Source organism: Janthinobacterium sp. (assembly GCF_031995485.1).
In the GTDB taxonomy this organism is placed as follows: Bacteria; Pseudomonadota; Gammaproteobacteria; order Burkholderiales; family Burkholderiaceae_D; genus Janthinobacterium.
The window spans coordinates 66,523-74,673 of record NZ_DAMAGB010000031.1 but is presented as its reverse complement, the minus strand read 5'-3'; the positions used below and the strand labels follow the sequence as shown (position 1 = coordinate 74,673).

7 protein-coding genes are annotated in these 8,151 nt (G+C 64.0%); all 7 read left to right on the top strand.

What is annotated here, in order from left to right:
• Positions 1 to 721 (top strand): fumarylacetoacetate hydrolase family protein (locus tag RTQ46_RS17225; RefSeq protein ID WP_312438431.1); only part of this gene is annotated, 721 nt, incomplete at its 5' end.
• 138 nt (positions 722 to 859) lie between these two features.
• Entirely contained in the window at positions 860 to 2,053 is a 1,194-nt protein-coding gene (flhB, locus tag RTQ46_RS17220) for a flagellar biosynthesis protein FlhB (RefSeq protein ID WP_312438430.1), read from the top strand.
• Positions 2,050 to 4,146, top strand: coding sequence for a flagellar biosynthesis protein FlhA (gene flhA, locus RTQ46_RS17215; RefSeq protein WP_312438428.1), 2,097 nt, complete (start codon positions 2,050 to 2,052; stop codon positions 4,144 to 4,146). The genes flhB and flhA overlap by 4 nt, the downstream gene beginning before the upstream one ends.
• Before the next feature lie 303 nt (positions 4,147 to 4,449).
• Complete coding sequence (flhF, locus tag RTQ46_RS17210) at positions 4,450 to 5,754, top strand: flagellar biosynthesis protein FlhF (RefSeq protein ID WP_312438426.1); 1,305 nt, start codon at positions 4,450 to 4,452, stop codon at positions 5,752 to 5,754.
• Positions 5,747 to 6,619 (top strand): antiactivator of flagellar biosynthesis FleN protein, encoded by an 873-nt coding sequence (locus tag RTQ46_RS17205; RefSeq protein WP_312438425.1) that lies wholly within the window; start codon positions 5,747 to 5,749, stop codon positions 6,617 to 6,619. The genes flhF and RTQ46_RS17205 overlap by 8 nt, the downstream gene beginning before the upstream one ends.
• Positions 6,620 to 6,691: 72 nt before the next feature.
• A complete protein-coding gene (locus RTQ46_RS17200) occupies positions 6,692 to 7,423 on the top strand; it encodes an RNA polymerase sigma factor FliA (protein WP_312438423.1) in 732 nt (243 codons plus the stop codon).
• Complete coding sequence (locus RTQ46_RS17195; RefSeq protein ID WP_312438422.1) at positions 7,405 to 8,151, top strand: flagellar motor protein; 747 nt, start codon at positions 7,405 to 7,407, stop codon at positions 8,149 to 8,151. The genes RTQ46_RS17200 and RTQ46_RS17195 overlap by 19 nt, the downstream gene beginning before the upstream one ends.

Here is an 8,151-nt window from a genome sequence, read left to right as displayed (position 1 = left end):
GCGCGCCTGCAAGGCGGCCGGCGTGGAAGTTCCGCCCGATTTGCGCGAAGCGCCGCGCATGTACCAGGGCGCCAGCGACGGTTTTCTTGGCGCGCAGGATGACATCGTGCTGGCCTACGAACAGTGGGGCATCGACTACGAAGCGGGCATCGCCGCCATCACGGACGATGTGGCGATGGGGGCGACGGCGGACCAGGCGCACCTGCACATCAAGCTGCTGATGCTGGTTAACGACATCACCCTGCGCAACCTGGCGCAGGCCGAACAGGCCGGCGGTTACGGTTTCCTGCAAGCCAAGCCCGCCATGGCCTGCTCGCCGGTGGCCGTCACGCCGGACGAGCTGGGCGACAGCTGGCGCGGCGGCAAGGTACACCTGCCCCTGCGAAGCAGTCTGAACGGCAAGCTGACGGGCCAGCCGCACGCGGGCGCCGACATGGCCTTCAATTACCCGCAATTGCTGGCGCATCTGTGCCAGACGCGCCACGCCCGCGCCGGCAGCGTGGTCAGCGCGGGTGGCGTCGCCAACAAGGAAGTCAAAAAGGGTTTTTCCAGCATCGCCGAGCGGCGACACCAGGAGATGATCGCCGATGGCGTCGTCAGCACGCCGTATATGCTGTTCGGCGACACGGTGCGCATCGAGGCGCTCGGCGACGATGGCAAATCGATCTTTGGCGCCATCGAACAGAGCGTGAAACAGGCAGAAACCAGGCGCTCAAGATAATTTCAGCCTGGCAAGCCGAAATGCAGGGCATTTGTCCTCCTGTTCCCCGCATGGCAATCCCGGTTGACCAGCAATAATGCTGGCTATCCAGTCCATCATGCGCCAGCCCCGGCAGCAGGACTTCACCGGAGTTGATTGATGTCGGAAGACAGCGACGCAGAAAAGACCGAATCGGCGTCACCGAAGCGCCTCGAGCAGGCGCGTGAGGAAGGCGACGTTCCGCGATCGCGCGAAGTGGCGACGTTCACGGTGCTGATGGCGTCGGGCTGCTGCCTGTGGTTTGCCGGCGACGCCATCGTGCGCCGGCTGACGGCCGTGATGGTATCCGGCCTGACGCTGGACCGGGAACAGATCCTCAATCCGAATGCCATGATTCTGCGCGTCGCCAGCGACGTCACCTCCGTCCTGCTGACCTGCCTGCCGTATGCGGTGGCCATCATGGTGGTGGCGCTGGCGTCGCCGCTGCTGGTCGGCGGCTGGCTGTTCAGCTCCAAGGCATTCACGCCGAATTTCGGCAAGCTCAACCCGATACGCGGCCTGGGCAACATGGTGTCGAAAAACGCGCTGGTCGAGCTGCTCAAGGCGCTGGCCAAGACACTGGTGGTGGGGTTCGTCGCCTGGATGGTGATGCAGCATTACAAGGATGCGGTATTGGGCCTGTCGGTGGAATCGCTGAAGGCCGGCTCGGCCCATCTGATCAGCCTGCTGATCAGCGCCTTTTTGATCATCGTCGGCGCGCTGGGCCTGATCGCGGCCATCGACGGCCCGTACCAGATGTGGCATTACGCCAACAAGATGAAAATGACGCTGCAGGAAGTCAAGCAGGAAGCCAAGGAGTCGGACGGCAATCCGCAGATTAAGCAGAAAATCCGCCAGCTGCAGCACGAGATGTCGCGCCGCCGCATGATGGCCGACGTGCCGACCGCCGACGTGGTGGTGACCAACCCGACCCACTATGCGGTGGCGCTGAAATACGGCGAGAATTCGCGCGGCGCGCCGCAGGTGGTGGCCAAGGGCGCCGACGCAGTGGCGGCCAGGATCCGCGAGCTGGCCGGCGAACACAAGGTCGCGATCCTGGAAGCACCGGCGCTGGCGCGCGCGCTGTACAAGCATACCGAGATCGGCGACGAAATTCCCGAAGCGCTGTATGGCGCCGTGGCCGAAGTGCTGGCCTATGTGTTCCAGCTGCGCAGCTACGGCAATGGCAATGGCCAGCGCCCGGACAAGCCGAAGAAACTGGACGTGCCGCCCGAACTGGATCCGCACGATCCTGCCTCGCAGATCAAGCCCGCGCCAGGCGCGGACAAGAACAATAAAGGAACTACACCATGAACGGCTTGAGAATGCCAGCCTGGCTGAGCGGCATGAACAACAATGCCAGCAAGGGCCTGGCCGCGCCGATCATCATCATCATGCTGCTGGCGATGATGGTGCTGCCGTTGCCGGCGTTTATCCTTGACATCTTTTTCAGCTTCAATATCGCGCTGTCGATCATCGTGCTGCTGACTGCCTTGTATACAGTCAAGCCGCTCGACTTCATGGCCTTCCCGACCATCCTGCTGGTGTCGACCATGCTGCGCCTGTCGCTGAACGTGGCCTCCACGCGCGTGGTGCTGACCGAAGGCCATACGGGCGCGGACGCGGCCGGCAAGGTGATCGAGGCGTTCGGCCACTTCCTGATCGGCGGCAATTACACGGTCGGTATCGTCGTGTTTATCATCCTGACCATCATTAACTTTACCGTCGTTACCAAAGGTGCGGGCCGTATCGCCGAAGTGGGCGCCCGCTTTGCGCTGGACGCCATGCCCGGCAAACAGATGGCGATCGACGCCGACCTGAACGCGGGCCTGATCGTCGAAGACGAAGCGCGCCGCCGCCGCACGGAAGTGGCGCAGGAAGCGGAATTCTACGGCGCGATGGACGGCGCCAGCAAATACGTGCGCGGCGATGCGGTTGCCGGCATCATGGTTACCGTCATCAATATCGTCGGCGGCCTGATGGTCGGCCTGATCCAGCACGACATGGGCTTTGCCGATGCGCTGAAAAACTACACGCTGCTGGCCATCGGCGACGGCCTGGTGGCGCAGATCCCATCGCTGATCATTTCCACGGCGGCCGGTATCGTCGTCTCGCGCGTGGCCAGCGACCAGGACATCGGCACCCAGCTGGTGGGCCAGCTGTTTGCCAAGCCACAAGTGCTGTACATTACCGCCGGCATTATCGGCGGCATGGGCCTGATCCCCGGCATGCCGAACATGGTGTTCCTGCTGCTGGCCGGCGCGCTGGGCGGCTCGGCCTACCTGATTACCAGGACGGCGGCCAAGAAAAAGGCCGATGCCGAGATCCCGGCCGAGGCGCCGCAGGCCACCGTCGCGCCGGAACAGGAAGAAGCCAGCTGGCAGGACATCATGCCGGTCGACACGCTGGGCCTGGAAGTGGGCTACCGCCTGATTCCGCTGGTCGACAAGTCGCAGGGCGGCGAACTGTTGAAACGCATCAAGGGCATCCGCAAGAAGTTTGCCCAGGAAGTGGGCTTCCTGGCGCCGCCCGTGCATATTCGCGACAACCTGGAACTGAAGCCGTCCGCCTACCGCATCACGCTCAAGGGCGTGGAAGTGGGCGTGGGCGAATCGTTCAACGGCCAGTTCCTGGCGATCAATCCCGGCATGGCCAGCGGCAGCCTGCCCGGCGTGTCCACCACCGACCCCGCTTTCGGCCTGCCGGCAACCTGGATCGACGGCGCCCTGCGCGACCAGGCGCAATCGATGGGCTACACGGTGGTCGATGCGGGCACCGTGGTGGCGACCCATTTGAATCACCTGATCACTTCGCATGCATCCGAGTTGCTGGGCCGCGCCGAAGTGCAGTCGCTGCTCGACCACCTGGGCAAGGATGCGCCACGTCTGGTGGAAGACCTGGTGCCGAAGATGCTGTCGCTGTCGACGCTGCAAAAAGTGCTGCAGAACCTGCTGACGGAAGGCGTGCATATCCGCGACATGCGCACGATTATCGAAACCCTGGCCGAGCACACCGTGCATACGCAGGACCCGACCGATCTCACCGCCCTGGTGCGTATCGCGCTGGGCCGCGCCATCGTGCAGCAGCTGTTCCCCGGCGCGGCCGAACTGTCGGTGATGACCCTGGACAACCGCCTGGAACGCCTGCTGATGCAGGCCATGGGCAACGGCGGCGACGGCTCCGGCATCGAGCCGGGCCTGGCCGACACCATCGCCCACCAGGCCGGCCTGGCCGCGCAGCAGCAGGAAGCGATGGGCCTGACGCCGGTGCTGCTGGTGCCGGCCCCGCTGCGCGCTCTGCTGTCGCGTTTCCTGCGCCGCGCGCTGCCACAGCTGAAGGTGCTGTCGCATGCGGAAGTGCCGGAGACCAAGACGATTCGGGTGACCAGTCTGGTTGGCGCGCAATAGCTGGCACCATGAGTACCGGGGTCAGACCCTCACTGCCGCAAACACCGAGGCCTGCCCTGGTGGTCGAAGGGGTCTGACCCCAGCCGTTGCTTTTGGGTTATTTTGCCAATTTCCCCTCGGCAAACTGAAATAAGCCCCATTTCCCGTCCTGTTCCTTCGATCATTTCCTGCGTGCATCGCCAATAATGGACACTGTCCAAGTGATCTGTGTCCCATGTGGGAGGCAGCGCTCACGCAACAGGAGTCGATGATGGTCACACAGTTCAGCCAGGAACACGTCAACCCAGCAACGGGAGGCCGGCCATGAATGTGAAAAAATTTACCGCGCCGACGTCGCGCGATGCGCTGCGCAAGGTCCGCGAAGCGCTCGGTCCGGACGCCGTGATCCTGTCGAATCGCCAGGGCGATGGCGTGGTGGAAATCCTCGCGCTGGCCAATGACGATGCCGCGTCGCTGTCGTCGCCGCCGGTCGCCTCCGAAATGGCGCAGCCGCGTCCCCAGCTGCAGACCCAGTTTGCGGTGCCGCAGCGCCCGTCCGCACCGGCGCCGCGTCCTGCCGCGCCGGCCGCCGAAGGCCTGGACATGGCCCGCATGCAGCAGATGATGACCAGCGCGCTGGCGCACGTGAAAAAGAATGCCTCGGCCGACATGGATGGCATGATGAATGAAATCCGCGCCATGCGCGGCATGATGGAAACCCAGCTGGCGGAAATTTCGTGGAGCGCCACCCAGCAGCGCGAACCGCAAAAAAACGTGGTGCTGCGCGAAATGCTGGCGGCCGGTTTTTCGGCCAGCCTGGCGCGCTACCTGATCGACAAGCTGCCGGCCGGCCTCGACGGCGCGCAAAGCATGCGCTGGATCAAGACCGTGCTGAGCCGCAACCTGAACACCATGGCCAATGAAGACGCGATGCTCGAGCAGGGCGGCGTGTTTGCGCTGGTCGGCCCGACCGGCGTCGGCAAGACCACCAGCACCGCCAAGCTGGCCGCGCGCTGCGTGATGCGCCACGGTCCGGAAAAACTGGCGCTGATCACCACCGACGCCTATCGTATCGGCGCGCATGAGCAACTGCGCATCTACGGCAAGATCCTCGGCGTGATGGTGCATTCGGTCAAGGATGAAGCAGACCTGCGCATCGCCCTGAAAGAACTGAAAAACAAGCATACGGTGCTGATCGACACGGTCGGCGTGAGCCAGCGCGACCAGATGGTGACCGAACAGGTGGCGATGCTGTCGGGCGCCGGCGCGGATGTGAAACGGCTGCTGTGCCTCAATTCGACGGCGACCCAGGAAACGCTGAACGAAGTGGTGCGGGCCTACCAGGGCAGCGGCCTGGCCGGCTGCATCATGACCAAGCTCGATGAAGCGGCCTCGATCGGCAATGTGCTCGACGTGGTGATCCGCCAGAAGCTCAATCTGTTCTATGTCTCGAACGGCCAGCGCGTGCCGGAAGACCTGTACCTGGCCGACCGCGGCTACCTGATCGACCGCGCCTTCAAGCTCAAGCGCGACTCGGCCGCGACCCAGTTTTCCGATACCGAATTGCCGCTGCTGATGGCCCAGGCCGCCGCTCGCAACAATGAAGCGCGCGGGGTGCACCTTGGCTAACTTCGATTTCGACCAGGCCGAAGGCCTGCGCCGCATGCTCGCCGGCGTGCAGCCGCGCGTACTGACGTTCCTGTCGGCCACGCCGCAGGACGACAAGGGCGCCATGCTGGTCAACCTCGGTGCGTCGCTGGCCCACGCCGGCAATGAAGTGCTGCTGCTCGACGCCAGCACCAGCGGCGACGGCGTGGCGGCCCGCCTGGGCCTGGCCCACGGCGCCAGCCTGCTTGACGTGGCGCGCCAGCAGTGCGGCCTGAACCAGGTGATCCACCAGGTGCCGCAAGGTTTCGGCGTGGCCACCCTGGGCGCGCGCAATCACCTGATGGATGGTCCCGGCTACGCCAGCGACGACGAAGCGCGCCGCCTGGCCAAGACGTTTGAAGTCATGGCGCGCCAGGCCGGCATCGTGCTGGTCGATGGCGACATGGATCTGGCGGGGCAGGGCGGCGCATGCTTCCCGGTGCCGATGATGGCCAGCGCCGACATCGTGGTGCAGGTCTCGACCAGCGCCACCTCGATCAAGGCCGCCTATTGCCTGATCAAGCGCCTGAACCAGGAGCTGGGCCGCCGTCCATTCGGCATTCTTGTCACCGGCGCCTCCGAAATCGAGGCAAAAGTGGTGTACGATAATATGGCGCAGGCGGCGAGCCGCTATCTGGCCGTGAAACTGACGTCGATGGGTTCGGTTCCGGCCGATGAATACCTGCACCGCGCGGCGCGTCTGGGCCGCAGCGTGATCGATGCGTTCCCGATGGCGGGTGCGTCGGTGGCGTTTCGCGGACTGGCCGAACGGATGGCCCGTTCGGCGGCGCCGGTACTCGGTTCGAGCTTGTGCCAGACAGGGAGCATGCAGCATCTGAGCGCCTGAAGATCGGGCTGGCAAAGCACGGGTTGATGAACCATCAGCAGCACCCTCATAAAATAAAATAACAAGTAGCCTATGTACACGGTCAAAGGGAAATCGAACAAGGATCATTTGCTGACGGAACATATTCCGCTGGTAAAGCGTCTGGCGCATCACATGAAGGCAAAACTGCCGCCTTCAGTCGAGGTCGACGACCTGATCCAGGCCGGCATGATCGGCTTGCTCGACGCGATTACCCGCTATGAAGAGACGCATGGCGCGCAGTTCGAAACGTATGCCGTGCTGCGCATCCGCGGCGCGATGCTGGACGAACTGCGCACCAGCGACTGGCTGCCGCGCAGCATGCGCCAGAACATGCGCAAGATCGAAGAAGCGATGAGCACGCTGCAGCAGCGGCTCGGCCATCCGCCGACCGAATCGGAAGTGGCCAAGCTGCTCAAGGTGTCGCTGACCGACTACCAGGAAATGCTGGGCGAGGGCGGCGGCCACCAGCTGGTGTACTATGAAGACTTCCATGATCCCGATGGCAATGACAGCTTCCTCGACCGCCATTGCGTGGATGAGGACAGCGACCCCTTGCGTTCGCTGCTCGATACCGATTTCCGCCAGTCCGTGATCGACGCGATCGACGCGCTGCCGCCACGCGAGAAAATGCTGATGGGCTTGTATTACGAGGAAGAGCTGAACCTGAAAGAGATCGGCGCCGTGATGGGCGTGTCGGAGTCGCGCGTGTCGCAGCTCCATACCCAGGCCGTCGCGCGCCTGCGCGCAAACTTGAGGGAGCAGGCGTGGACTGGTCCAGCGTAATCGGGCTGGCGCTGGCGCTGGCGGGCCTGCTGGTCGGCCAGGCACTCGAAGGCGGCAAGATGGCCTCGCTGCTGCAGCCGGCCGCCTTTGCCATCGTGGTGATCGGCACTTTCGGCGCGGTGCTGCTGCAGACGCGGCTGCGCACCTTCGTGCGCGGACTTGAAATGCTGCGCTGGGTCTTTTTGCCGCCAGCGGACACACGTGCCGAGCTGGGACGCGACATCAGCCAGTGGAGCCTGACGGCGCGCCGCGACGGCACGCTGGCGCTGGAACGCCTGATGGAAAACACGCCCGACCATTTCAATGCCAAGGGCCTGCGCATGATCGTCGACGGCATCGCGCCCGACAAGCTGCGCCAGCTGCTCGACGTGGAAATCACCGCCTATGAACTGGCCGAACGCCAGGCCGTGAAAATCTGGGAATCGGCGGCCGGCTATTCGCCCACCATCGGCATCCTCGGCGCCGTGCTGGGCCTGATCCACGTGATGGAAAACCTGACCGATCCGAGCAAACTCGGTGGCGGCATCGCGGTGGCGTTTGTCTCCACCATCTATGGCGTCGGCCTGGCCAACCTGCTGTTCTTGCCGGTGGCCAACAAACTGAAGGCCATCGTTTCGCGCCGCGTGGTGCAATATGAAATCACGGCCGCCGTGTTCTACGATATCGCCACCGGCGACCATACGCGCATCATCGAAGAGCGCGTATCGAGCCTGCTGCACGAGCACTGA